Origin of the sequence: Sporichthya brevicatena, from assembly GCF_039525035.1 — a bacterium.
In the GTDB taxonomy this organism is placed as follows: Bacteria; Actinomycetota; Actinomycetes; order Sporichthyales; family Sporichthyaceae; genus Sporichthya; species Sporichthya brevicatena.
The window spans coordinates 20,216-44,933 of sequence record NZ_BAAAHE010000011.1; the positions used below are offsets into that span (position 1 = coordinate 20,216).

At 72.3% G+C, this 24,718-nt stretch carries 22 protein-coding genes; 9 read left to right on the top strand and 13 right to left on the bottom strand.

What is annotated here, in order from left to right; all coding sequences use genetic code 11:
* Nucleotides 1-8: 8 nt before the first annotated feature.
* From ABD401_RS07625 to ABD401_RS07660, 8 genes are read right to left on the bottom strand one after another with little or no spacing between them, the layout of a single operon-like run.
* The gene (locus ABD401_RS07625) at nucleotides 9-626 is read right to left on the bottom strand and encodes a class II aldolase/adducin family protein (protein ID WP_344603250.1); all 618 of its coding nucleotides are present in this window, start codon (nucleotides 624-626) and stop codon (nucleotides 9-11) included.
* Between the two features lie 23 nt (nucleotides 627-649).
* A complete protein-coding gene (locus ABD401_RS07630; RefSeq protein ID WP_344603252.1) occupies nucleotides 650-1,351 on the bottom strand; it encodes an iron-dependent transcriptional repressor DtxR in 702 nt (233 codons plus the stop codon).
* A gap of 49 nt (nucleotides 1,352-1,400) precedes the next feature.
* A complete protein-coding gene (locus ABD401_RS07635; protein ID WP_344603253.1) occupies nucleotides 1,401-2,405 on the bottom strand; it encodes an ABC transporter ATP-binding protein in 1,005 nt (334 codons plus the stop codon).
* A complete protein-coding gene (locus tag ABD401_RS07640; RefSeq protein WP_344603254.1) occupies nucleotides 2,402-3,460 on the bottom strand; it encodes an ABC transporter ATP-binding protein in 1,059 nt (352 codons plus the stop codon). The genes ABD401_RS07635 and ABD401_RS07640 overlap by 4 nt, the downstream gene beginning before the upstream one ends.
* On the bottom strand, nucleotides 3,457-4,446 hold the full coding sequence (locus ABD401_RS07645) for an ABC transporter permease (RefSeq protein ID WP_344603256.1): 990 nt from the start codon (nucleotides 4,444-4,446) through the stop codon (nucleotides 3,457-3,459). Before ABD401_RS07645 ends, ABD401_RS07640 begins: the two co-directional genes overlap by 4 nt.
* Before the next feature lie 45 nt (nucleotides 4,447-4,491).
* The gene (locus tag ABD401_RS07650; RefSeq protein ID WP_344603258.1) at nucleotides 4,492-6,252 is read right to left on the bottom strand and encodes an ABC transporter substrate-binding protein; all 1,761 of its coding nucleotides are present in this window, start codon (nucleotides 6,250-6,252) and stop codon (nucleotides 4,492-4,494) included.
* Nucleotides 6,249-7,253, bottom strand: coding sequence for an ABC transporter permease (locus ABD401_RS07655; RefSeq protein WP_344603260.1), 1,005 nt, complete (start codon nucleotides 7,251-7,253; stop codon nucleotides 6,249-6,251). The genes ABD401_RS07650 and ABD401_RS07655 overlap by 4 nt, the downstream gene beginning before the upstream one ends.
* Nucleotides 7,254-7,259: 6 nt before the next feature.
* The gene (locus tag ABD401_RS07660; protein WP_344603262.1) at nucleotides 7,260-9,011 is read right to left on the bottom strand and encodes an ABC transporter substrate-binding protein; all 1,752 of its coding nucleotides are present in this window, start codon (nucleotides 9,009-9,011) and stop codon (nucleotides 7,260-7,262) included.
* Nucleotides 9,012-9,146: 135 nt separating this feature from the next.
* Between ABD401_RS07660 and ABD401_RS07665 the strand changes: the two genes are divergently transcribed.
* Together ABD401_RS07665 and ABD401_RS07670 are read left to right on the top strand one after the other, a co-directional pair.
* Complete coding sequence (locus tag ABD401_RS07665) at nucleotides 9,147-10,511, top strand: cryptochrome/photolyase family protein (RefSeq protein WP_344603264.1); 1,365 nt, start codon at nucleotides 9,147-9,149, stop codon at nucleotides 10,509-10,511.
* Nucleotides 10,512-10,535: 24 nt separating this feature from the next.
* Nucleotides 10,536-11,210, top strand: coding sequence for a UdgX family uracil-DNA binding protein (locus ABD401_RS07670; protein WP_344603266.1), 675 nt, complete (start codon nucleotides 10,536-10,538; stop codon nucleotides 11,208-11,210).
* Nucleotides 11,211-11,646: 436 nt separating this feature from the next.
* On the opposite strand, the gene pdxH is transcribed toward ABD401_RS07670, so the two are convergent.
* Together pdxH and ABD401_RS07680 are read right to left on the bottom strand one after the other, a co-directional pair.
* Nucleotides 11,647-12,282, bottom strand: a complete 636-nt coding sequence (gene pdxH, locus ABD401_RS07675; RefSeq protein ID WP_344603268.1) for a pyridoxamine 5'-phosphate oxidase — start codon at nucleotides 12,280-12,282, stop codon at nucleotides 11,647-11,649.
* Entirely contained in the window at nucleotides 12,275-12,976 is a 702-nt protein-coding gene (locus ABD401_RS07680) for a dienelactone hydrolase family protein (protein WP_344603270.1), read from the bottom strand. Before ABD401_RS07680 ends, pdxH begins: the two co-directional genes overlap by 8 nt.
* 186 nt (nucleotides 12,977-13,162) lie before the next feature.
* Here ABD401_RS07680 and ABD401_RS07685 point away from each other — a divergent pair, with 186 nt between their 5' ends.
* The 4 genes from ABD401_RS07685 (at nucleotide 13,163) to ABD401_RS07700 (ending at nucleotide 17,714) form a co-directional block, all read left to right on the top strand.
* Nucleotides 13,163-14,278, top strand: coding sequence for a citrate synthase 2 (locus tag ABD401_RS07685; protein ID WP_344603272.1), 1,116 nt, complete (start codon nucleotides 13,163-13,165; stop codon nucleotides 14,276-14,278).
* A 126-nt stretch (nucleotides 14,279-14,404) separates the two neighbouring features.
* Nucleotides 14,405-15,523: a phosphoserine transaminase gene (gene serC, locus ABD401_RS07690; protein ID WP_344603274.1), complete on the top strand. Its 1,119-nt coding sequence runs from the start codon at nucleotides 14,405-14,407 to the stop codon at nucleotides 15,521-15,523.
* A gap of 78 nt (nucleotides 15,524-15,601) precedes the next feature.
* Nucleotides 15,602-16,750 (top strand): MFS transporter, encoded by a 1,149-nt coding sequence (locus ABD401_RS07695; RefSeq protein ID WP_344603276.1) that lies wholly within the window; start codon nucleotides 15,602-15,604, stop codon nucleotides 16,748-16,750.
* Nucleotides 16,751-16,790: 40 nt separating this feature from the next.
* Complete coding sequence (locus tag ABD401_RS07700; protein WP_344603278.1) at nucleotides 16,791-17,714, top strand: cation diffusion facilitator family transporter; 924 nt, start codon at nucleotides 16,791-16,793, stop codon at nucleotides 17,712-17,714.
* Between the two features lie 4 nt (nucleotides 17,715-17,718).
* Here ABD401_RS07700 and ABD401_RS07705 read toward each other — a convergent pair whose 3' ends face one another.
* Together ABD401_RS07705 and ABD401_RS07710 are read right to left on the bottom strand one after the other, a co-directional pair.
* A complete protein-coding gene (locus ABD401_RS07705) occupies nucleotides 17,719-18,789 on the bottom strand; it encodes a hypothetical protein (protein ID WP_344603280.1) in 1,071 nt (356 codons plus the stop codon).
* On the bottom strand, nucleotides 18,786-19,955 hold the full coding sequence (locus ABD401_RS07710; protein ID WP_344603282.1) for an SAM-dependent methyltransferase: 1,170 nt from the start codon (nucleotides 19,953-19,955) through the stop codon (nucleotides 18,786-18,788). Before ABD401_RS07710 ends, ABD401_RS07705 begins: the two co-directional genes overlap by 4 nt.
* 66 nt (nucleotides 19,956-20,021) lie before the next feature.
* Here ABD401_RS07710 and ABD401_RS07715 point away from each other — a divergent pair, with 66 nt between their 5' ends.
* The 3 genes from ABD401_RS07715 to ABD401_RS07725 are packed head-to-tail and all read left to right on the top strand — an operon-like array spanning nucleotide 20,022 to nucleotide 23,892.
* A complete protein-coding gene (locus ABD401_RS07715) occupies nucleotides 20,022-20,573 on the top strand; it encodes a PadR family transcriptional regulator (RefSeq protein WP_344603284.1) in 552 nt (183 codons plus the stop codon).
* Nucleotides 20,570-21,289, top strand: a complete 720-nt coding sequence (locus ABD401_RS07720; RefSeq protein ID WP_344603286.1) for an ABC transporter ATP-binding protein — start codon at nucleotides 20,570-20,572, stop codon at nucleotides 21,287-21,289. The genes ABD401_RS07715 and ABD401_RS07720 overlap by 4 nt, the downstream gene beginning before the upstream one ends.
* Complete coding sequence (locus ABD401_RS07725; protein ID WP_344603288.1) at nucleotides 21,286-23,892, top strand: ABC transporter permease; 2,607 nt, start codon at nucleotides 21,286-21,288, stop codon at nucleotides 23,890-23,892. Before ABD401_RS07720 ends, ABD401_RS07725 begins: the two co-directional genes overlap by 4 nt.
* Nucleotides 23,893-24,136: 244 nt before the next feature.
* On the opposite strand, the gene thpR is transcribed toward ABD401_RS07725, so the two are convergent.
* On the bottom strand, nucleotides 24,137-24,700 hold the full coding sequence (gene thpR / locus ABD401_RS07730) for an RNA 2',3'-cyclic phosphodiesterase (protein WP_344603290.1): 564 nt from the start codon (nucleotides 24,698-24,700) through the stop codon (nucleotides 24,137-24,139).
* Nucleotides 24,701-24,718: the final 18 nt, after the last annotated feature.

Genomic DNA, 24,718 nt, shown 5'->3' on the forward strand with positions numbered 1-24,718 from the left:
GGAAAAGCCTATTCGGGACGCGGGCGCGCCGCTCGGTACGCCGCGAGTGCGGCGTCCGCCTGGGCCAGCGCGGCGGGCGGCAGGACGCGGGGCGTGCCGGCCGCCGCGGCACGGAGGTACACGTCAGCGAGCCATTCCAGGACGATCGCGAGCTCGAGCGCCTGCCCGACGTCGGCCCCGATCGTGACCGCACCGTGATGTGCGAGCAGCGCCCCGCGCCGCCCGTCGAGCGCCTCGGCCGTCGCGGCGGCGAGCTCGGGCGAGCCGAACGGGTGGTACGGCGCGACCCGGACCGGGCCGCCGAACATCGCGACGTAGTAGTGGACGGCCGGCAGCTCGTCGACCAGCAGCGTCAGCGCCGTCGCGGCCGGGGAGTGGGTGTGCACGACCGCCCCGGCGTCGGTGGCGGCGTAGACCGCGAGGTGCAGCGGCAGCTCCGACGACGGCCGGTGCCGGGCGTCGAGCGCGGTGCCGTCGAGGGCGTGCAGACCGACGTCGGCCGGGCTCAGCCGGTCGTAGTCGAGCCCGCTCGGCGTGACGGCGACGACGTCGCCGTCACGGACGCTCACGTTCCCGGCGGTGCCGACGACCAGCCCGGCGGCGACCATGCCGGCCACCGCCGACACGACGTCGGCCCGGGCGCGCTCGCTCAGGCGGAGGCCCCCGCGAGGACCTCGACGAACACGTGCGAGGCGATGTGCGGATCGAGTTCGATCGTCTCCCCGGCCTGACCGACCAGCACGCCGCCGGGGGCGGTCCGCGCCACGACGGAACCACCCGGACGGACGCCCGCGCGGAACATGCCGCGCACCACGGCGAGGTCGTCCTGCGCCGGTTCCGCGATGCGGCGCACCACGACGGAGACACCGTCGGCGGTCGCGACCTGGTGGAGCGGCTGCAGGCCCTCGAGGAAGTCGTCGTCGGGACGGTCGTCGCCGAGTTCGTCGAGCCCCGGGATCGGGTTGCCGTACGGCGACTGGGTCGGGTGGTTCAGCAGCGAGAGGATCTTGCGCTCGACGGACTCGGAGAGCACGTGCTCCCACTTGCAGGCCTCGGCGTGCACCTCGGCCGGCTCGATCCCGATGACCTGGACCAGCAGGCACTCCGCGAGCCGGTGCTTCCGCATGACGCGGACCGCGTACTCGCGGCCGCGCTCGGTCAGCTCCAGGTGCCGGTCGCCCTGCACGGTGACGAGACCGTCACGCTGCATGCGTGCGACCGTCTGACTGACCGTCGGGCCGCTCTGGCTCAGGCGCTCCGCGATCCGGGCGCGCAGCGGCACCACACCCTCTTCCTCCAGCTCGAAGATCGTCCGGAGGTACATCTCGGTGGTGTCGATCAGATCGCCCATGGGAAAGCCATCCTTTCTGCGGGCCGTGCCCGAACCGCCACTCTAGCCCTCAGAGCTGGGTGGGGCCGGTGAGCGGAAAGTGGCAGGCCACACGGTGTGCTGCGTCACCCATGGGGCGCAGCACGGGCTCCTCCGCGGCGCACCGGTCGCGGGCGATCGGACATCGCGTGCGGAACCGGCACCCGGACGGGGGCGCGATCGGGCTGGGGACCTCGCCGGAGAGGTGGACCCGGGCCCGCGGCGCCGGGTCCTCGCTGTGATCGATCTCCGGGACCGCCGAGAGCAGGGCGTGCGTGTACGGGTGGCGCGGCCCCGCGTAGAGGGCGGAGGCCGGCGCGGTCTCGACGATCTTGCCCAGGTACATCACCGCGACCCGGTGGGACACGTGGCGCACGACCGCGAGGTCGTGGGCGATGAAGACGTAGGCGAGGCCGAGGTCGCGCTGCAGCTGCCGGAGCAGGTTCACGATCTGCGCCTGGATGGAGACGTCCAGGGCCGAGACCGGCTCGTCGGCGACGATCAGGCTCGGGTTCAGTGCGAGCGCCCGCGCGATGCCGATCCGCTGCCGCTGCCCCCCGGAGAACTGGTGCGGGTAGCGGTTGTAGTGCTCGGGGTTGAGGCCGACGGTCTCCAGCAGCTCCTGCACCCGGCGCTTGCGCCCGCCCGGCGGGTCGATGCCGTTGACCTCGAGCGGCGCGGCGACGATCGCACCGACCGTGTGGCGCGGGTTCAGCGACGCGTACGGGTCCTGGAAGATCATCTGGATCTTCGGCCGGAGCGGGCGCAGTTGCTTCGTCGACAGGTGGGCGATGTCCCGGCCCTCGAACTCGATCGCGCCGGCGGTGGGTTCGAGCAGCCGCGCGACCAGCCGGCCCGTCGTGGTCTTCCCGCAGCCCGACTCCCCCACCAGGCCGAGGGTCTCGCCGGCGCCGACCTCGAAGTCGATCCCGTCGACGGCGTGCACGACCGCGAGCTGCCGCTGCCGCACGGACCGGCCCGCGCGCACCGGGAAGTGCTTCACCAGGCCCTCGACCCGGAGCAGTGGCGCCGTCACGACGCACCTCCGACGTCACTCGCGCTCGCCTCGCCCCGCCAGAGCGGGAGCAGCCGCTCGACGACGATCCGCTCGCGCTCACCCGAACGCAGGTGGCAGGCGGCGACGGTGCCGAGGGCGGGGGTCAGCGCCGGGATCTCGGTCGCGCACCGGTCGTCGGGGACGAGCGGCGCGTAGTCGCAGCGCGGCCGGAACGCGCAGCCCCGCGGCAGGTCGATCAGGCTCGGCGGAGTGCCGCGGATCGCGAGCAGGTCGGAGTCGATCGCCGTGGTCAGCCGCGGCACCGAGGAGAGCAGCCCCCACGTGTACGGGTGACCGGGACGGGTGAGCACGGCCCGGGTCGGACCCCGCTCGGCCGCCCGGCCGGCGTACATGACCAGGACGTCGTCGGCGACCTGCGAGACGACGCCGAGGTCGTGGGTGACGAGGACGATCGCGGAGTTGAACTCGGCCTGCAGGTCGGCGAGCAGGTCGAGGATCTGCGCCTGGACGGTGACGTCGAGCGCCGTCGTCGGCTCGTCGGCGATCAGCAGTTCCGGGTCGCAGGCCAGGGCGATCGCGATCATCGCGCGCTGGCGCATGCCACCGGAGAACTCGTGCGGGTAGGAGTCGACGCGCTCCGCCGGCCGCGGTATCCCGACGCGGCCGAGAAGGTCGATCGCGCGCTGCCGCGCCTGCTTCTTCGTCGCCTGGTTGTGCAGGCGGTAGCCCTCGGCGATCTGGTGGCCCACCGAGTAGTACGGCGACAGCGCGGTCAGCGCGTCCTGGAACACCATCGCCATCGCCGATCCACGCAGCCGGTTCAGCTCCGCCTCGCTGAGCCCGACGAGGTCCTGCCCGTGCAGCCGGATCTCGCCCGTCACGGTGGCGCGGCGCCGGTCGTGCAGGCCGAGGATCGCCAGCCCCGTGACCGTCTTGCCGGAGCCGGACTCGCCGACGATGCCGAGCGTCCGGCCGCGCTCGAGCGTGAACGACAGTCCGTCGACCGCCCGCACGACGCCGTCGTCGGTGTCGAAGCTGACGTGGAGGTCGCGGACCTCGAGGAAGGGCGTCACGTGATCCGCACCCGGGGGTCGATGACCGCGTAGAACAGGTCGACGATCAGGTTCCCGATCACGATGAACGCCGCCGCGATCAGCACCGTCGCCATGATCAACGGCAGGTCGTCGCGGTCGATCGCGGTGAGCGCGAGCTTGCCGACGCCCTGGATGTTGAAGACGGTCTCGGTGATGATCGCGCCGCCGAGCAGCGTCGCGAGGTCGAGGCCGAAGACGGTGAGGACGGGCGTGACCGTCGCGCGACCGGTGTGTTTGAGGTGCAGGGTGCGCGTCGGGAGTCCGCGGGCACGGCCGGCGCGGACGAAGTCCTCCCCCAGCGCCTCGATCGCGCTCGCCCGCGTCAGCCGCGCGTACACCGCGATGCTGACGAAGGCGAGCACGATCCACGGCAGCAACAGGCCCTGAAACCACCCGACCGGGTCGTCGGTCAGCGGGACGTACCGCGCCTGGGGCAGCCACCCGAGCTGGTTGACGAAGATGTTCGACAGCAGCGGCCCGAGGAAGAAGATCTGCACGGAGGCGCCGAGCAGGCTGAACGCGATGCCGATCCGGTCGAGGAGACTGCCGGCCCGCAGCGCGGAGATCGCCCCGAGCCCGACACCCACGACGAGGAACAGCACCGCCGCACCCAGCGCCAGCGAGAGCGTCGCGGGGTAGCGGTCGACGACGGTGTCCCACACCAACTGCTGATTGGTGAAGGAGTACCCGAAGCACGGGACGTCGCAGTGCACGACCTCTCCGGCCTGGGTGAAGTCGCGCCCGACGAAGATCCCCTTCATGAACTCCCCGTACTGCACGAGCACCGGGTCGTCGATGCCGAGGGAGGCCCGGATGTCGGCCAGGCGCTCCGGCGTGCAGGTCTTGCCGCACGCCAGCCGGTCGGGGTCGCCCGGGATCGCGAAGAAGAGCAGGAACGTCGCGAAGCTGACCACGGCCAGGATCGCCACCGCGCCGAGCAAGCGGCGGATCACGTATCGCAGCACCGGGCCGACCCTCCGTCGGGACTGTTGAACTGACGGGAAATCAGGTCAGGGCTTGACGAAGATCGTGTTGAGCGAGACGCGCCCGTGCAGGGTGTCCTGGAAGACGCCGCCGATCTTGGGCCCGTAGAGCTGCATGCTCTTGACGTAGACGTCCGGGATCACCGGGACGAGCGCCATGATCTTGCGGTCCAGGGCCGCCCACCGCTTGCCGGCCTCCACGGGGTCGGTGATCAGCTCGATCTCGTCGATCTCGGAGTTGATCTTCGGATCGTTCAGGAACGACCAGTTGAACCCGCCCCGGCCGATGCGCCGGCCGTCGAACAGCACCGGGTACACCGTGGCCCCGCTCGGCCAGTCCGCACCCCACGCGAGGCTGTAGAGGTCGAACTTGTTGTTCGGGTCGCTGAGTTCGTCGGAGGCCGTCTTCGGGTTGATCGGCTTCTTCACGACCTGAAAGCCGGCGCGCTCCAGCCCGGCGACGACCGCCACCGCGATCTGCTCCCCGCGCGGCAGGTTGCCGTAGGCGTAGACGATCCGCTGGTTGGGCTTACCGGCCTCGGCGAGCAGTTGCTTCGCCTTCTCCGGGTCGCCCTCCGGCGGGACGTTCCACATGTCGTTGGGCTCCCAGCCGACCAGGGTCGGGGAGCCGATCGTCGAGGAGAAGTCGCCGTGGGTCGGGCCGCCGAGGATCTGCCGGACCTGCTGACGCAGGTAGGCGTACATCAGCGCCTGACGCACCTTCAGGTCGGTGATCCGCTTGGTGTTGATCACCTCGGTGCTCGCGTACGGCGTGTAGCCGGCGATGGTGCGCGCCCGCAGCTCCGGAGTGCTCACGACCTGCTGCAGCACCTCGGGCGAGACGTTGTCGATGACGGTCATCGCCGCCTGGTCCTCGCCGTTCGCGGCGATCAGACGCTGGTTGGTCTGCAGCGGGAGCTCACCGAAGCTGAACTCCCACCGGTCCGGGAACGCCGTGCGGATCGGGTCCGACTCGGCCTTCCACGCCTCATTGCGGACCAGCGTCATCGACTTGTCGACCTTGTGCGAGGAGATCTTGTAGGGCCCGGACGCGAACGGGTCCAGGGTGTACTTGCCGCGGGTGTCCTGGCTCTTCTTCACCGGCGCCCCCGCGGGCATCGCGAGCGCGAAGGGCACGTCCGGCCGGGGCCGGTTGAACTTCAGGACGACCGTCCGCGCGTTCGGCGTCGTGACGTTCTTGAGCGACTTCCCGCTGTAGGGACCGTCGTAGTACTTGCGGTAGTTCTCGCTGTCCGCGAACCAGGACTGCAGGTAGGTCGGACCCTCGGTGTACTCCTTCGCGAACGTGCGCTCGAGGCCGTACCTGACGTCGGCGGAGGTGATCGGCGTCCCGTCCTCCCACGTCACGCCCTCGCGCAGGGTGTACGTCCAGGTCTTGCCCTTGTCCTTGGTGACACCGGTGTTGGTCGCGAGGTCACCGACGAGGTCGATCTGGTCGCCGTTCTGGCGGTACCCGGTCAGCGTCCGGGTGATCAGCTGCGAGACCACACCCTCGTGGCTGGAGTAGATCCGCGCCGGGTCGAGGTGTTGATAGTCGATGACGTCGTAGACGCGCACGGTGCCGCCGGCGACGGCCCCCTCGGGCGCCGGCGCCGGTCCGGCCGCGGAGTCGTCGAAGCCGTACGCGAAGACCGGCGGCTTGCCGTCGAGGCTGTCCAGACCGGTCGAGGCCGCCGAGTTGTCGTCGTCCCCGCCTCCCCCGCATCCGGTCACCAGGAGCGCGGCGGCGAGGAGGACGGACATCCGGGACCGCGTCAGTCGTTTCATCGGAGCCCCTTGGGGTCGAGGGCGTCGCGGACTGCGTCGCCCAGCATGTTGAACGCCAGCACCATCACCAGCAGCGCTCCGCCGGGGATGAGCATGTAGGCCGGGTCGGCCAGATACACCTGGGCACCGCGGTTGACCATGCGGCCCCAGTCCGGGATCGGTTCAGTGATCCCGATGTTCAGGTAGGCCAGCGCCGCCTCGGCGGTGATGATCGAGGGCACCGCCATCGAGAACACCACGAGGATCGGCGACCACAGGTTCGGCAGCAGTTCCTTGCGGACGATCCGCCAGGTCCCCGCCCCCGACATCCGGGCGGCGTCGACGAACTCCCGCTCCCGCAACGAGAGGACCTGACCCCGGATCAGCCGGGCCTGGAACACCCAGCCGAACAGCGAGAACAGGACGATGACGGTGAGGAACCGCAGCGCCGTCGACGCCTCCTCCTCGTCGCCGACGAACACGTCGTCGACGACGACGCTCAGCGCGATCAACATCATCAGCCCGGGGAGGGCGAGCACGACGTCGATGATCCAGCCACCGATCGCGTCCGCGCGGCCGCCGAGGTAGCCGGTCACGATGCCGAAGACGACGCCGATCGTCGAGGTGATCAGGGCGACCGAGAACGCGATGAACAGCGACGTCCGCGCGCCGTAGACGAGCTGCATGAACACGTCCCGGCCCAGGCTGGGTTCGAGGCCGAGCCAGTGCTCACCGCTCATCCCACCGGCGGGCCCGATCGGGAACCCGAAGGTGTTGAGGAGGCCGGGCTCGTTGAGCCCATACGTGGTGTCCGCGTCCTTGCCGTAGAGCCAGGAGATCACCGGCGCCAGCGCGGCGACCGCGACGAAGAACAGCACCACGCAGCCCGCGACGACCCCGACGCGGTCGCGTCGGAACCGTTGCCACGCGATCTGACGTGGCGAACGTCCGACGTCCCGCGCCCGCAGCTCCGCCCCGTCGCTGCTGTCCGCCGGGGGCGGCGGGATCACGATCGAGGCCACGGGCGATCAGGACTTCACGTAGAGCCCGTTGAGGTTGATGATCCCGAAGATCACGTCGAGCGTCGCGTTGCCGATCCGCTCGCCGGCCAACTGCACCGCCCGGTCGTACCGGTACGGGATCATCGGCACCAGGGCCATCACCTTTCGATCGAGCTCCGCCCATTCCTTGCCGGCGGCGACCGGGTCGGTGATCGTGGAGATCCGATCGATCTCGGCGTCGATCTCCTGATTCCGGAAGTGGGCGAAGTTCGTGCCCAGCTCGACGGCCCGGCTGCTGTGGAGCAGCGGCGGGTAGACCGTGCCGCCGCCCGGCCAGTCCCAGCCCCACCCGCCCTGGAAGAGGTCGAGCTTGGCGTCGAGCTTGCCGATCTCGTCGTAGTAGTTCTTCACCGACAGGCGCTTGGTGACGACCTCGAACCCGGCCTCGGACAGCGCGCGTTCGACGACGACCGCGATGCGCTCCTGGTCGTCGGTCTGCGGGTAGGCGTAGACGATCTTCTGACCGACCTTGCCGGCCGCCTCCAGGATCGACCGCGCCTTGGCGGGGTCGCCCGCGGGCGTCGCCCCGTGGACGCTGGAGTCCTCGTGGCCGACCAGGGTCGGGCCGGAGATGGTGTTGGCGAAGTCGCCGACGATCGGCCCGCCGGCGATCTGCCGCATCTGCTGGCGCGGCACCGCGTGGAGCAACGCCTTGCGGACCTCGACATCGGTGATGCGCAGGGTGTTGATCGCGAAGTAGAAGACGAAGGGCGTGTAGCCGGCGACCATCCGCCGGTTCAGGTCGGGGTTGCCGGTCACCTGCGCCAGCAGTTCGGTCGCGATGTTCGCCAGCAACGGGACGGCGGCCGCGTCGCCCCCGTTGCCCGCGATGATCCGCTGGTACTGCGCGAGTCGCTGGTCGCCCCAGAGGAACTCGTACTTGTCGGGGTACTGATAGCGGATCGGGTCCGACTCCGCCTTCCAGGCCTCGTTGCGGACCAGCGTCATCGACTTGTCGATCTGCCGCGAGCCGATCTTGTACGGGCCCGAGGCGAACGGGCGCTGGTCGTACTTGCCGCGGGTGTCGTTGCTCTTCCGCACCGGCCCGGTCGAGACCATCGTCAGCGCGAACGGGACGTCGGCCTGCGCCTTCGGGAACTTCAGGACGACGGTCTTCTCGTCGGGCGTCGAGATCGCCTTGAGCGACTGCCCGTTGTAGGGGCCGGCGTAGACCTTGCGGAAGTCGGTCCGCCCGGTGAGCCACTCCTGCAGGTACGTCGGGCCCTCGGCGTAGCCGGAGAAGAAGGTCCGCTCGATGCCGTACTTGACGTCGGCGGACGTGATCGGCGACCCGTCCTCCCACGTCACGCCGTCCCGCAGCGTGTAGGTCCAGGTCTTGCCGTTGTCCTTCGTGACGCCGGTGTTCGTCGCCAGGTCCCCGACGAGTTCGACCTTGCCGTCGACCTGCCGGTAGCCGGTCAGCGTGCGCATCATCAGGCCCGCGACCATGCCCGCGGTGTTGACGTAGATCCGAGCCGGGTCGAGGTGCGCGATGTCGGAGTCGTCGAGCACCCGGACCGTGCCGCCCGGGGTGGCGCCCTCGACCGGCGGGGCGGGGCCGACCGCGTTGTCGTCCACGCCGAAGGCGACCGCCGCCGGCTTCTCGTCCGGTGACGTGCCCGGCGCCGACGCGTCGTCGTTCCCACCGCCGCAGGCGGACAGGGCCAGGGCGAGGACCAGGGTCAACGCCGAAGCGGACCGGAAGCGACCAGACGCCATGCGGACCTCCGGGGACGGGCCACCGGACGGCAGAACCCGGCGACTCGGCCCAACCTAGAGCCTTCGGCGACGCGGTCGAAGTACCGATTTGTTTCCAATTTCCGACCGCGTCCGACAGCGGCATAGCCTCGGCCGATGAGCGCGAACGTTCTGTGGTTCCGCCGGGACCTTCGGTTGCGCGACAACCCCGCGCTCCTGGCCGCCGCCGGGCAGGCCGGATTCGGTGACCGGCCGTCAGCGGTCGTTCCGCTGTTCGTGGTCGATCCGGCCCTCTGGCGGCCCTCGGGCGCGGTGCGGCGTGCGTACCTCGCCGCATCGTTGGGCGCTCTGGGTGACCGCATCGGCGGCGACGGCCTGCTGGTCCGACGCGGCGACCCGGTCGCGGAGGTCGTCTCCGTGGCCCGGGCGGCGGACGCTCCGGTCGTGTACGCGGCGGCGGACTTCGGGCCGTACGGGCGCGAGCGTGACGCCCGGGTCGCCGCGGCGCTGGAGGCCCACGACATCCGGTTGGAGTTCGTCGGCTCGCCCTACGCCGTCGCCCCGGGCCGGGTCACGAAGGGCTCGGGCGAGCCGTACCAGGTGTTCTCGCCGTTCTTCCGGGCCTGGTGCGCGCACGGGTGGCGGGAGCCGGCGGGCTCACCGCGCTCGGTGCGGTGGGAGTACCCGCTGGTCAGCCAGGACCTCCCGGCCGCGCCGGTCCCGGACGGACTGTCGCTCCCGACGGCGGGCGAGGAGGCGGCGCTGCGCCGGTGGCGTTCGTTCCGCGAGCGGACGCTGGCCGACTACGCCGACGCCCGCAACCGCCCCGACCTCGACGGGACCTCGCAGCTCTCCCACGCACTGAAGTGGGGCGAGGTCCACCCGCGGACGCTGCTGGCCGACCTCGACCCCGAGCGCGACGAGACCTACCTGAAGGAGCTGGCCTGGCGGGAGTTCTACGCCGACGTCCTGTTCCACCGCCCGGAGAGCGCGCGCGAGTACCTGCGGGCCGAGTACGCCCGGATGCGGTACGCCGAGCCCGACGACGCCTTCGAGGCGTGGTGCGACGGCCGCACCGGCTTCCCGTTCGTCGACGCCGGGATGCGCCAGCTCCGGACCGAGGGATGGGTGCACAACCGGGTGCGGATGGTCGTGGCGTCGTTCCTCGTCAAGGACCTGCACGTCGAGTGGCAGCACGGCGCCCGGCACTTTCTGCGCTGGCTCCGCGACGGCGACCTCGCCTCGAACTCGCACGGGTGGCAGTGGGTCGCCGGGTGCGGGACCGACGCCGCCCCGTACTTCCGGGTGTTCAACCCCGTGACGCAGGGGCTGAAGTTCGACCCGACCGGCGACTACGTCCGCCGCTACGTCCCGGAGCTCGCCCACCTCCACGGCAAGACCGCCCACACCCCCTGGGAGGTCCTCGACGGGTACGCCCACGGTTACCCCGAACGGATCGTCGACCACGCCGAGGAACGGGCCGAGGCCCTTGTCCGGCTGGCGGAGATCTCGCGTTCCTGACCCGGCGGCGGGTAGGAGCCCGGCATGGCCACCCGCCCCGACCGCCCCGGCGCGCGGGCCTGGGTCCCCGCCGACGGGGACCTCGCCGCCCTGGCCGTCGCGGCCGAGGGGTGCCGGGGTTGCGAGCTGTACGCCCCCGCGACCCAGGTCGTCTTCGGCGCCGGCGACCCCGGCGCCCGCTGCCTGATGGTCGGCGAGCAACCCGGCGACCGCGAGGACGTCGAGGGCGAGCCGTTCGTCGGCCCCGCCGGACGGCTGCTCGACTCGGCGATGGCCGAGGCGGGCCTGGCCCGGGATTCGGTGTGGCTGACCAACGCCGTCAAGCACTTCCGCTTCACCGAGCGCGGCAAGCGCCGGCTGCACCGGTCCCCGGACGCGGGGCACGTCACCGCCTGCCGGCCGTGGCTCGCCGCCGAGCTCGAGCGCGTCCGGCCCGAGCTGATCGTCGCCCTCGGCGCCGTCGCCGGCCGGGCCCTGGCCGGGCCGTCGTTCCGGGTGACGAAGGAGCGCGGCGTCCTCCTCCCGTGGCCCGACCGCGCGGCCCGCGGCCTGGTCGCGGGCGACGTCCCTGCGGCGCAGCTGCTCGCGACCGTCCACCCCTCCGCGGTGCTCCGCTCCGACGACCGCGAGACCGCCTACGCCGCCCTCGTCGCCGACCTCCGCGTCGCCGCCGACGCCCTTTCCGGGGAGCCAACCTGAGAGCCCAGCTGAGAGTCCGGGGACCCGGCCCGAAATCCCTCGACACGATTCCCGGCCGCGACGTACCGTCGTCGTACACGGAAGGGAGGTGGTCCACGCTTTGAGTAGCTGTCGGACGCGTGAGGTGGCTGCAAGCTAGCCGCATTGACTAGGTGCCTTCACCGGACCGCAGGTCTGCGGCCAGGCGAATCCACTGCAGTCACCGGAGCCCGTGGGTGCTCGGGGCTACGTCCCTCCGAGCAGCCGGTTACGACCGGCAGCCCGCGGGCTCTTCTCTGTCCGGGCGCTGGGCCGGACCAGCCACCGCCGCGCCCCGCGCCCGCTGCTCATGCATGAGCGGAGTGTCGATTTCGGCGCCGATCGTGTCCGATTTTCGACCACCTGCTCATGCATGAGCAGCGGGACTCGGCGGCGACGGCCGGCGGCTGCGCGTCAGCTAAGGCGCGAGGCGCTCGACGATCCAGCCGGCGCCGGCGCGGGTGTAGCGGAGCCGGTCGTGGAGGCGGGAGGGGCGGCCCTGCCAGAACTCGACGGCCTGGGGGACGACGACGAAGCCGCCCCAGAAGTCGGGGCAGGGGACGGTGTCCGGCCAGCGCCGTTCGAGCTCGGCGTAGCGGTCGTCGAGCTCGGCGCGGCTCGCGACGACGGTCGACTGCCGGCTCGCCCAGGCGCCGATCTGGGAGCCGCGGGGGCGGGTCGCGAAGTAGGCCTCGGTCTCCGCGCGAGGGACCCGGCTCGCGGACCCGTTCACGATCACCTGCCGCCGCAGCCCGTGCCACGGGAACAGCAGCGAGCACCGCGGGTTCGCGTCGAGCTCGCGGGCCTTGCGCGAGGTGTAGTTGGTGAAGAACACGAACCCTCGCTCGTCGACGCTCTTGAGCAGCGTCATCCGCGAGGACGGGCCGGCCGTCGAGACCACCATCGCGTTGGGCTCGGGCAGCCCGGCGTCGACGACCTCGTCGAACCACTTCCGGAACGCGGCGACCGGCTCGGCCGGCAGGTCCGCCGGTTCGAGCCCGGTCTCCATGTACTCGCGGCGCATGGCCGCGAGGTCTGACGCCTCGTCAGCCAAGCTGGGAGCGGAGGAAGGAGGTCGCCTCGGCCCAGCAGCGGGCGGCGAGCTCGTCGTCCTTGGTGCCGAGGGTGTTCATCGGGTTCATGAACGCGTGGCCCGAGCCCGGGTGGACCGTCAGCTCGACGTCCTTACCGAGGTCGCGCAGCTTCTTCTCCAGGGCGCGGGCGCCGTCGGGGGTGAAGAAGTCGTCGTTCTCGGCCATGTGCCCGCGGACCACCGCGGTCAGACCGGACCAGTCCGGCTCGGAGTCCGGACCCGGGAAGCCGTAGAACGGCACCGCAGCCTTGATCTTGTCGCCGCGGCCGGCGGCGAGCAGGAAGGTGAGCATGCCGCCCATGCAGAAGCCCATCACACCGAGGCCGTCGCCGGTGACGGCGTCGTGGCCGGCGAGGAAGTCGACGGCCCCGCTCATGTCCTTCGCGGCGCGGTCCGCCGGGAGGGACTGCATGAGGTGGCCGGCCTTGTCCATCTCGTCGTGGTTCGCGAGCTCACCGTGGTACAGGTCGGGCGCCAGCGCGACGAAGCCCGCCTCGGCCAGCCGCTCGACCATGATCTTCAGGGAGGGGTCGAGCCCCCACCACTCCTGGACGACGACCACACCGGGACCGCTGCCGCTCTCCGGGAGCGCCAGGTAGCCACCCGCCGTGCCGCCGTTGCTGGGGAACTCCACCGTCTGCGTCGTGATCGCCATGCGGCCAACCCTATTTCCGCCGCGCACCGGCCCGGGAGCCGGAGACGGGGAATGATTTCCGACTTTCCGGTCTCCCCGGCCGGACGAGTGAGGCGTGGGCCACGCCACAGGCGGACCGGCGGGGTCGGCCGCGGGTACAGAATGGGAGGTCACGGCCCCCCGTCCGACCTGCTGAAAGGCGGCCCCATGTCCGACTTCGTACCCGGCCTCGAAGGTGTTGTCGCATTCGAGAGCGAGATCGCCGAGCCGGACAAGGAGGGCGGCGCGCTCCGCTACCGCGGTGTCGACATCGAGGACCTGGTCGGCCGGATGACCTTCGGGCACGTCTGGGGCCTGCTGGTCGACAACTCCTTCAACCCGGGCCTGCCGCCGGCGGAGCCGTTCCCGATCCCGATCCACTCCGGGGACATCCGCGTCGACGTCCAGTCGGCACTGGCGATGCTCGCCCCGGCCTGGGGCCTGCAGCCGCTGCTCGACATCGACGACGCCCAGGCCCGTGACGACCTCGCCCGCGCGGCGGTCATGGCGCTGTCCTACGTGGCGCAGTCCGCCCGCGGCCAGGGCAAGCCGATGGTCCCGCAGCGGGAGATCGACAAGGCCAAGACCGTCGTCGAGCGCTTCATGATCCGCTGGCAGGGCGAGCCCGACCCCCGCCACGTCAAGGCCGTCGACGCTTACTGGACCTCCGCCGCCGAGCACGGCATGAACGCCTCGACGTTCACCGCCCGCGTCATCGCCTCCACCGGCGCGGACGTCGCCGCCGCCCTGTCCGGCGCCGTCGGCGCGATGTCCGGCCCGCTGCACGGCGGCGCCCCCTCGCGTGTGCTCTACATGATCGAGGACATCGAACGGACCGGCGACGCCACCAAGTACGTCAAGAACATCCTCGACAAGGGCGAGCGCCTGATGGGCTTCGGCCACCGGGTGTACCGCGCCGAGGACCCCCGCGCCCGCGTCCTGCGCCGCACGGCCAAGGAGCTCGGCGCCCCGCGCTACGAGGTCGCCGCCGCGCTGGAGAAGGCGGCCCTGGAGGAGCTGCGCGCCCGCCGTCCCGACCGGGTCCTGGAGACCAACGTCGAGTTCTGGGCCGCGATCGTCCTCGACTTCGCCGAGGTCCCGCCGCACATGTTCACGGCGATGTTCACCTGCGCCCGTACCGCCGGCTGGGCCGCGCACATCCTCGAGCAGAAGCGCACCGGACGCCTGGTCCGGCCCTCCGCGCGCTACATCGGCCCGTCCACCCGCAAGCCGGAGGACGTCGACGGCTGGTCCGACATCCCCCAGGACCTGCTGCTCGGCTGATCCCTCGGCGCGGCGCCCCGCCGACACTCCGGCGCGAGCACGGACCGGGGTACGGAACAATGGACGACGGTCGACAGCGGCGCCGGCCCCGGTCCCCCAAACCTCTCGATCAGAGGACACATCCGCGTGAGCGACATCAAGATTCCCGCTGACCTCCTTCCCGCCGACGGACGCTTCGGCTGCGGCCCCTCCAAGGTCCGGCCCGAGGCCGTGGCCGCCCTGGCCGCCGCCGGGGACTCGATCCTCGGCACCTCGCACCGGCAGAAGCCGGTCAAGAGCCTCGTCGGGCGGGTCCGCTCCGGCATCTCCGAGCTGTTCTCCCTGCCCGAGGGCTACGAGGTCGTGCTCGGCAACGGCGGCGCGACCGCCTTCTGGGACATCGCGGCCTTCGGCCTCGTCCGCTCCCGCAGCCAGCACCTGCACTTCGGTGAGTTCTCCTCCAAGTTCGCGAGCGTCTGCAAGGCCGCGCCGTGGCTGGGCGAGCCGAGCGTCATCAAGTCCGAGCCCGGGACGCACCCGCTGCCCGTGGCCGAGGAGGGCATCGACGTCTACGGCCTGACCCACAACGAGACCTCGACCGGCGTCGCGATGCCGATCCTGCGTCCGGCCGGGGCCGACGCCGACGCGCTCGTCCTCGTCGACGCGACCTCGGGCGCCGGCGGTCTGCCCGTCGACATTTCCGAGACCGACTGCTACTACTTCGCGCCGCAGAAGTGCTTCGCCTCCGACGGCGGGCTCTGGATCGCGGTCATGTCGCCGGCCGCGCTCGCGCGGGTCACCGAGATCTCCGGCTCGGGCCGCTACATCCCGACCTTCTTCGACCTGCCGACCGCGATCGACAACTCGGTCAAGGACCAGACCTACAACACCCCCGCGCTCGCCACCCTGTTCCTGCTCGCCGAGCAGCTGGACTGGATCAACGGCCAGGGCGGTCTCGGCTGGGCCGTCGACCGGACCACCGCATCCTCCTCGCACCTGTACGGCTGGGCGGAGAAGTCCGAGTTCGCGACCCCGTTCGTGGCGGACCCGGCCATGCGCTCCGCGGTCGTCGGCACGATCGACTTCGCCGACTCCGTCGACGCGGCCGCGGTCGCGAAGGTCCTGCGCGCCAACGGGATCGTCGACACCGAGCCCTACCGCAAGCTCGGCCGCAACCAGCTCCGCATCGCGATGTTCCCGTCGATCGACCCCGCCGACGTCGAGGCGCTCACCGCCTGCATCGACCACGTCGTCGCGGCGCTCTAGCACTGCTCGAACGTCCGAAGAAGTGGTCGCAATAGCAGCCGCTTCTTCGGACGTTCCGCGTTAAGAGGCGGAGGGCCGATGCAGCGCGACCGCCTCACCCTGCTGGTCTACGGCCAGCTCGGGCTGTGGGGGTACTTCCTCTTCGGCTTCGGGCCCGTCGTGCCGATGCTGCGGGACGAACTCGAGGTCTCGAACACCGTCGCGAGCCTGCACGCGACGATGATCTCGGTCGGGTCGATCCTCGCCTCGTTGCTCTACCCCCTGCTCGCCCGCAACTTCGGCCGCGGCCGGACGGCACGCGCGGCGATGGTCGGCCTCGCCGTCGGCGTCGGGATCCTGTGCTCGGTGGACGTGCTCGCCGTGACTCTCACCGGCGCGTTCGTGGCCGGCGGGTTCGGCTCGCTGCTGGTGACGGGTTCCGCGGTCATCCTGCGCGAGCGCCACGACGAGAACGCGCCGGCCGTGATCACCGAGGCCAACGCGGTCGCGGCAGCGTTCGGACTGGTCGGGCCGGGACTGATCGCGGCGTCCGCGGCGCTGGACCTCGGCTGGCGGCCGGTGCTGCTCGGGCTGATCCTCATCGCCGTGGCGCTCGGCCTGACGCTCGGCCGCGAGCCGATCCCCGACGGCGTCGCGCCGACGCGGGGATCCCAGGGCAAGCTCCCCCGCACCTACTGGGGCGCCTGGCTGGTCGTCGCGATGTCGATCGGCGTCGAGGCCTCGATGACGGTCTGGTCCTCGGACCTGCTCCGGGACTCGGCGGGGATGTCCGAGGGCGCCGCGGCGGCCGGGGTCAGCGTGCTGCTCGGCGGGATGTTCGTCGGCCGGGTCGCCGGGGCGACGATCGCGCGCCGCAAGCCCGAGGGCGCCCTGCTCGGGGCCCTGTCCCTGGCCGGGGTCGGCTTCGCTGTGTTCTGGACGTCCCAGACCCCCGTCCAGGGTCTGCTCGGGCTGGCCGCGATGGGCCTGGGGATGTCGCTGCACTACCCGCTGGCGGTCACCCGGGCGATCGAGGCCGGTGACGGACACCCCGACCTCGCCGCGGGCCGGGCGGCGCTCGGCGTCGGCGGCGCCGCCGCGCTCTCGCCGCTGCTGATGGGCGCGATGTCGGACGCGCTCAACATCCAGGCGGCCTTCGCGCTCGTCCCGCTCCTGCTCGCCGTGGCCGTGACCTCGCTCATCGTCTCGGGCCGACGCCCCGCCGAGGTCGCTACGCTCGACGGCTGAGCCGCCCCTCGAGGCGGGCCAACGGGGCAGAGGGGCGCGCGTGGGACACGGCCACGGCCATGGGCACGGCCACGGCCATGCCTCGGCCCGCGCCGGGGAGCGCCACCGCGGCCGACTGACGATCGCGTTCGGACTCGCGCTCGCGTTCCTCGTCGTCGAGGTCGTCGTTGCGCTCGCGACCGACTCGCTCGCCCTGCTCTCCGACGCCGGTCACATGCTCACCGACACCGCCGGGCTCGGGATGGCGCTCGCCGCGATCGCCGCCGCGACGCGGGCGCAGACCGGCAACCGCCGCACGTTCGGGCTCTACCGGCTCGAGGTGCTGGCCGCGCTGGCGAACGCCGTCCTGTTGTTCGGGGTCTCGGCGTACGTGCTGTGGGAAGGCATCGACCGCCTGTCCGACCCGGTCGAGATCTCCTCCGGCGCGGTCCTCGCCGTCGGCTGCGCGGGCCTGGCCGTCAACCTCGTCGGGTTCTGGTTGCTGCGCGAGGGCGCCAAGGAGAGCCTCAACCTCCGCGGCGCATACCTGGAGGTCCTCGCCGACGCGGTCGGCTCGGCCGCCGTCATCGTCGCCGCGGTGCTCATCGCGATCACCGGCGAGGACTGGATCGACCCGGCCCTCGCGATCGCTCTCGGCCTGTGGATCCTGCCGCGGACCTACCGGCTCGGCGCCTCCGCGCTGCGGGTGCTGCTGGAGGCCGCGCCCCCGCACATCGACCTCGTCGCCCTGCAGGCCGACCTCGCCGCGCTCCCCGGCGTCGTCGACGTCCACGACCTCCACGTCTGGACGCTGACCTCGGAGATGGAGGTCGCGACCGCGCACCTCGTCGTCGCCGTCGACGCCGATACCCACGCGGTCCTCGACCAGGCCCGTGAACTGCTCTCCGTCACTCACAAGCTCGAGCACGCGACGCTTCAGGTCGAACCCGCCGACCACACCGGCTGCGAGCAGGTCGGTTGGTAGTTCGTCAGTCGCGGCGGGTGGCCAAAACGAGGACCAGGAGGCCGAGGCCGAGGGCGGAGAACAGGGCGACCATCTGACCGTCGACGCCAGGGATGCCCTCGTCGTTGACGCGCTTGATGTCGTCGGAGGTGTCCTTCGCCGCGTCCCGGCCGGCCTTCTTCGCGTCGTCGGCGGCCTTCCTGCCCTTGTCCTTGGCGTCCTTGGCGGCGTCCTTCGCGTCCTGGGCGGAGACCGAGGAGTTCGGGAGCTTCTTCACGTCCTCGGGGATCGGGACCCGCCAGACGGTGGACCCGATGCCCTCACTGCCGAAGAGCAGGTCCTTGCCGTCGGCGGACTCGGCGACCGACTCCCCCTGCATCTGGATCGGCGGGGTGAACTTCACGGCCGTCTTCCAGCCCGCGTTCGGGGTGACGATCCGCGCCTCGAAGTAGCCGCGGAGGACCGCGAACCGGCCGTCGGCGAAGAACGCGCCGTCGGTGACGCCGGCCGGGGCTGAGGCGATGCGCATGAACGTGTTCACCGCGCCCGCCTTCATCGTCGCGGGTCCGCGGTAGACACCGGCCTTGGACTCGTTCTCCTTCGAGACGATGTAGAGCCGGCCGGTACGCGGGTCGCACAGCAGAGCCTCGGCGTCGCGCGCCTGTCCGTCGGCGTAGCGGATGTCGTACTGCGTGAACTCGACGTTGCCGGTCTTGAGGGTGTCCGGTTCCGGGATCCGGTAGAGCCGGTAGGTCTTCCAGGCGTCGATGTTGTCGCCGATGTCGCCGACCCACAGCGTCTTGTCGGTGACGCAGCGGGTCATCGCCTCCCAGTCGCGGGCCGGGGCGCCGTTGAGGGTCAGGACCGCGACGGTCTCGCCCGTCGAGTCGTCGACGGCGTAGACGTCCGGGCCGGCGTCGGAGTCGTTGTGGGTGTAGACGATCCCGGAGTGCTTCATGCTCGCGGCCAGCCCGCTGGACTCGGTGATGCGGTCGTCCTGGAACTGGAACATCCGCTCCTTGTCGGCGGCGTCGGCAACGCCCGCGGCGAGACCGACCACCGTCAGGGCCGCGAGGCCCGCGAGCGCGCGCTTCACCACTCACCACCATGACGGGCCGTCAGTTCCGCGGAGAGCAGGGCCGCCAGCTGAGGTCGTAGCGACCACGCCGCCGTCAGCGCCCGGTACTGCTCCACCAGGCCAGCATCGGCGGGCGCGCCCGTCCGCACCGCGCGAATCGCCAGATTGCGCGCTGTGTGTTCGCTGCTCACGAACTCCACGACGTCGACGCGGTACCCCAGCAGCCGCAGCAACGTGGCGCGGAGCGAGTCGGTGAGCACGTCCGCCATGCGCTCACGGAGGATGCCGTGCCGGCCGACGATGCCGTACGGCTCCGGCGGGCCGGCGGCACGGATCGCCGCGGCGGTCTCGTGGTGGCAGCAGGGGGCGGCAATCACCACCGGAGCCTCCCACCGCACGGCCCGCGCGAGGGCGTCGTCGGTGGCCGTGTCGCAGGCGTGCAGCGCGAGGACGACGTCGCCGGGCGGGACGTCGGCGTCGGCGATCGTGCCCGCGACGAACTCGACCCCGGTCGCCCCGAGGCGCTCGGCGATCGCGGTGTTCCGGGCCCGGGCCGCGTCCCGCAGGTCGACGCCGGTCAGCGTCGCCGTGCCCCGGCCGGACAGGTACCGGTGCGCGGCGAACGAGAGGTAGGCGTTCCCGCACCCGAGGTCGACGACATGGAGCGGGTCGCGCCCGGCGACGGCGTCCAGGGTCGGCTCCAGCAGCCGGAGGAAGGCGTCGACCTGCCGGCGCTTGGCCGCGTCCGCGCCCAGGACGTCGAACAGCGGGTCACCGGGGTCGATCAGGCGAGGCTTCTGCCGGTCGTGCCGCGCGGCCGGGGTGGTCGCCGGCGCCGCGCGCTCCCGGTGGACCTGGGCCTGGCCCTTCTTGGTGACGCGCAGCTGCACGGTCCGGCCGGCGGCCTCGACGTGCCAGTTGCCGTAGGGCTCGGCGAGCAGGGCGTCGACGCCCTCCGCGGCCTCGGCGGGGTAGGCGAGGTTCGTCGTGTGCGCCGCCCGCTCGTCGTAGCAGACCCGCTGCAGCCGGCGACCGCCCTTGAGGTCGACGGGACGGAGCTCCGCGCGCCGCCACTGCGGGCGCGGCGCGCCGTGGCGCCGGCCGGCCGCGACGGCGCGGTGCAGGTCGGCGTCCAGCAGCAGCGCACGCACCTCGGCGAGGGCGGCGGCGAGCGGCTCGGGCATGAGATCAGTCTCCTGGATGGGGATCCGGGTGGCGGGACGCATACTCAGTATGCATACTCAGTATCCATGAGCATCCGGAACGGCCTTCTCGCTCTCCTGGAGGGTGGCCCGAAGTACGGCTACCAGCTCCGGGTCGAGTTCGAGGCCGCGACGGGAGCGACCTGGCCGCTGAACGTCGGGCAGGTCTACACGACGCTGAACCGGCTCGACCGGGACGGCCTCGTCGAGCCCGTCGGCACCGCCGACGAGTCCGGCAAGGTCGTCTACCGGATCACCGAGGCCGGCCGCGCCGAGCTCGCGGCCTGGTTCGACGAGCCGATCGAGCACGACGCCCGGCCCCGGGACGAACTCGTCATCAAGGTCGCGATGGCCGTCGCGACCCCGACCGTCGACGCCCTCGCGGTGATCGACGCCCAGCGAACCGCCGCCCACCGCGCGATCCGGGCCGCCACCCGGCGCAAGGCGAGTGGCGACCTCGCGGCCGAGCTCGTCGCCGAGGCCGCGATCTTCGCCGCCGAGGCGGAGATCCGCTGGCTCGACCACTGCGAGCAGGTCCTGCTCACCCGACCACCCACACCACCCGCCAACCCTGATCTGACCCGGAGTGTGACCTCATGACCCCCGTCCTCGAACTTCGCGGCGTGAGCCGCGTGCACGGCAGCGGTCCGACCGCCGTGCACGCCCTGCGCGAGGTCGACCTCGCGGTCGAGGCCGGCGAACTCGTCGCCGTCATGGGGCCGTCCGGCTCCGGCAAGTCGACGCTGCTCAACGTCGCCGGTGGTCTCGACGCCGCCACCTCCGGTGACGTCGTCGTCGAGGGGACGACCATGCGCGGGCAGCCCGCCGCCGCCCTGGCCGCCCTGCGCCGGCGCGCGATCGGGTACGTGTTCCAGGACCTCAACCTGCTCCCGGCCCTCACCGCGGCCGAGAACGTCGCGCTCCCCCGCGAGCTCGACGGGATCCGGTCGAGGACCGCGCTCGCCGAGGCGGCCGCGGCGCTCGCCGAGGTCGACCTCGCCGGCTACGCGAACTCCTTCCCCGACCAGATGTCCGGCGGTCAGCGCCAGCGCGTCGCGATCGCCCGCGCCCTGATCGGACCGCGCCGCCTGGTGCTCGCCGACGAGCCGACCGGGGCGCTGGACTCCGTCACCGGTGAGGCGATCCTCAAGCTGCTGCGCGCGCGGTGCGACGCGGGCGCGGCCGGGATCGTCGTCACCCACGACGCCCGGATGGCCGGCTGGGCCGACCGCATCGTGACCCTGCGGGACGGCGCCCTGGTCAGCGACGGCACCGGCGTTCCGCGCTCGCGCTCCACGCTGCGGACCTCGTCGTGACGGCCTGGCGCGCCGCGCTCCGGCTCGCCCGCCGGGACGCCCTGCGGCACAGGTGGCGCTCGCTGCTCATCGTGATCCTGATCCTCGCGCCGGTCGCCGCGGCCACCGGCGTGGACGTCCTCTACCGGACGCAGACCTCGCCGGCCCTGGAGCGGGAGCGATCGTTCGGCGGCTCCGACGCGGTCCTGTACCCGAGCTTCCGCGAGGGTTCCGGTCCCGACGTGACGGAGGCTCAGATCAAGGCGGCCCTGCCGCCCGGCAGCCGCGCCGCCTTCCAGCAGTCCGAGAGCAACGCGGTGTTCAGCGCACCCGGTCGGCTCGCGGAGTCCTCGTACCTGATCACCGATCACCTCGGTGACCCGCTGACCCGCGCGACCGCACGACTGAAGTCCGGGTCCGCTCCGAAGGCCGGCGAGGTGGCGATCAGCGCGAAGCTCGCCGACAAGCTCGGCCTGCCCGGGAACGGCGTCGGTGCGACGATCTCGCTGCGCAACGGGCCGTCGGCGACGGTCTCCGGCATCGCCCAGAACCCGTTCTGCCTGAGCTGCCCGCTCGTCGTGATGCCGGCGAACTCCCCGATCGCGAAGGCCCTGAACGGGGACGCCTCGAGCCTCGACGGCGTCTACTACATCGACCTGCCGAAGCAGTTCGAGAACGCGACGCTCGAGCAGCTGCGCGACCTGCGCTCACTCGACATGTACGTCCAGCTGCGCAGCCAGTCCTCGTCCTACGAGATCGGTCTCGGTGACCTCAGCCGGGCGAGCGGCGACGACCTGAAGGCCGCCGCGCTGGTGACGCTGGTCGCGGGTCTGGGGCTGCTCGAGGTGGTGCTCCTGGCCGGCACCGCCTTCGCCGTCGGCGCGCGGCGCCAGACCCGCGACCTCGGGATGATCGCCGCCCAGGGCGGGTCGCCCGGCGACCTGCGCCGCGTCGTGCTGGCGCAGGGCCTGCTGCTCGGCCTCGTCGGCGCGGTGGCCGGTGTGGCCGCCGGCATCGGGGGCGTGGTCGCCGCGCGGCCGCTGCTCGAGCGTCTGAACAACGAGGTGATGATCGGCGTCCACTTCGGGTGGACCGAGCTGGTCGTCGTCGCGCTGGTCGGCGTCGGCTCCGGCCTGGCCGCCGCGATGTTCCCCGCGATCACCGCGGGCCGGCGCCGCATCGTCGACGCCCTCGCCGCGCGCTTCCCCGTCCCGACCGCGCGGTCGCGCTGGGCGCCGCTGTTCGGTGGTGTGCTCGTCGCCGGGGGTGTGACGCTGAGCCTGATCGCGTCCTCGCTGATGTCGAGCGGCCCGACGCAGTGGTTCGAGTACGCGCCGTCGGACCGGATCTCCAGCCTGGCCGGCTCGGAGGGGCGCCTGGACGACACCACCGGCTCGATCGCGATCCTCGTCGGGGTCTTCGTGGTCGTCGCGGGCCTGCTCCTGCTCGCGCCCGCCCTGCTGGCGGCGCTGGCGAAGCTGGCCGGCCGACTGCCCGTCACGCTGCGCCTCGCCACCCGCGACGCCGCGCGGCACCGGCACCGCACCGGGCCGGCGACGGCCGCGATCGCGGTGGCCGTCGGCGGCGCCGTCGCGATCTCGTGCCTGATCGCGTCCGACCGGGAGGGCAAGGAGCGTTTCGAGGCGGGCGCCGTCCCCGACCGCGTGCTCGCTCTCGACAACCAGCGGGCCGTCGACTCCGCGCAGCTCAGCCAGGCCACCGCCGCCGTGCGGCAGGTGATCCCCGGCGCGACGGTGATCCCGGTGCAGCAGCCCGTCGGGGAGATCGACGACGACGGCGGCCGCCTCCCGGTCCATGCCGTCAGCCCCCGCGGCGGCCCGTGGACGCAGGTCGGCGTCGGCACCCCCGACCTCGTCGAGCTCGCGTCCGGCCGCGTCGCCGGCGCGGCCGCCGCGAAGGACGCGCTGGACGCCGGCAAGGCCGTCGTGTTCGACGACGGCCTCCTCGACTCCGCCGGGCGACTGACCCTCGTCGAGGGCTTCGACGTCGACGCGGGCGCGCGCCAGGTCCGCCTCGCGGCCGTCGTCCTGCCCCGCGACCAGGCCTACACCCAGCTGCCCGCCGTGTTCGTGCCCTCCTCGCTCGTCGAGCGGCAGGGCTGGAAGGCCGAGGACACCACGACGCTGCTGTCCTACCCGCCGGAGTCGCGGGAGCAGGCCGGGGCCGCGATCGCGGCCGCGGAGGCGATGGGGATGCCGGTCATCTCCTCGGACGCGGAGAAGGACCACACCCGGCTCGTGCGGGTCGGCCTGACCGCCGCGGCCGCGCTGATCGCCCTGCTCGGGGTCGCGATGTGCGTCGCCCTCTCCGCCGCCGAAGGCCGGCCGGACCTCGCGACGCTGTCGGCGATCGGGGCGCCCCCGAGCCGCCGGCGCCGCCTGGCCGGGGCGCAGGCGCTCGTGCTCGCGGTCCTCGGCGTCGCCCTGGGCCTCGGGTTCGGGTTCTACTTCGCCCACGCCGCCCGCCCCGCCACCGGAGCGACGGAGACGATCGTCCCCTGGGGCGACCTGATGCTCACCGTCGCCGCGGTCCCGCTCCTCGCGGTGCTGGTCGCGATGCTCGGCTCGATCGGCCGGGTCCCCCTCACCCGCCGCGCCGACTAACCCCTCGCCCCGCCCCCTGGAGATGACATCTCCACCGGAAACCGCCCAATCCAGTGGGGATGACATCTCCACCGAGAACGGCCGGGTGCACTGGAGATGTCATCTCCAGTGCAGGGCGGGGGCGGGGCGGGTCAGCCGGAGAAGTAGTCGACGACGGTCGAGGCGACGACCGAGAGCACCAGCACGACGAGGACCGCTGTCACCAGCGTCCGCGTGCGTCCAGGCCCACCCACGCCGGGCAACGCTACGCAGGTCCGCGGCGGCGCCGCGGCCAGGTGGCGATCGGGGCGTGCAGGGCGCTGCCGCCGGGGCTCTGGCCGAGGCGGCTGGCCATGAGGTGGACGGCGTCGACGTCCCAGGTCGGGCCGACGATCTGGGCCAGTTCGCCGGCCGCGGGACGCAGGTCGGCGGAGGTCTTCCCGGCCCGGGCGAGGGTCAGGTGCGGACGGTAGGGCCGGTCGTCGAGCTCGACGGCGACCCCGCGGGCGGCGGCGGTGACGGCCTCGGCGAGGGTCCGCAGGGCGTGAACGTCGCCGGCGAGGCCGACCCAGAGCACGTTCGTCCCGAAGCACCCGCCGCCGGCGAGGCGGAGGGTCATCGGGGCGTCGGACATGACGGCGTCGAGGGCGGCGGTCAGCGCCGGCACCGTGTCGTCCGCGACCTCCCCGAGGAACGCGAGCGTCAGGTGCCACTGCTCGGGCCGGGTCCAGCGCAGGCCGGACGGCGCGATCGCCCGAACCCGGCCCAGCTCGGCGTCCAGCGCCGCGAGCGCGTCCGCCGGCGGTCGCACACTGACGAACAACCTCACGGCGTCTCCGGCACGGAC